Below are 487 nucleotides of genomic sequence, written 5' to 3' on the forward strand. Positions count from 1 at the left end.
GCAAGGTGGGCGGCACGGTGTCGCCCAACGTGATTATCGGCGGCAAGCCGCTGGTGGTGCGCGACATCCTCAGCGGCAAGCAGCCGGGGCTGAACCTGGTGCCGCTGGCGCTGGGGCTGATACGCGGACGGCCGGGCAGCCTCCTGCGCAATATGTCCTGTATTTTCGCGGCGGCGGCGGCAGGGATGGCGGCGGATGCGGCGTTCAGCCACGTGTTTGCGTCGGGCAACCCGGTGCACGCGGCGACCGGCGTTAAGGTCCTCAACGACGAGGCAGATCTCGACTTTACCGCCCCGGCGCATTTTCCCCTGCGCTGGCAGCGCTGCTACAACAGCCTCAACCCCCGTTGCGGGATGCACGGCCCCGGCTGGTCCACGCTGTTTGACGAAGTGATCCTGCTGGAGGGCGACCGGGCCACCTGGCACGAGCAGAGCGGACGCACGCTCAGCTTTACCCTGCCGGAGCCTGACGGGGCGCTGTACAGCGT

At 68.2% G+C, this 487-nt stretch carries 1 protein-coding gene; it reads left to right on the forward strand.

Annotated features, from left to right (window positions below):
• Positions 1-487: DUF6531 domain-containing protein (locus F3J40_RS24635; protein WP_240155605.1), on the forward strand; the 487-nt coding region annotated here is incomplete at both ends.

The sequence above is a fragment of the Candidatus Pantoea multigeneris genome (assembly GCF_011752615.1).
GTDB lineage: Bacteria > Pseudomonadota > Gammaproteobacteria > Enterobacterales > Enterobacteriaceae > Pantoea > Pantoea multigeneris.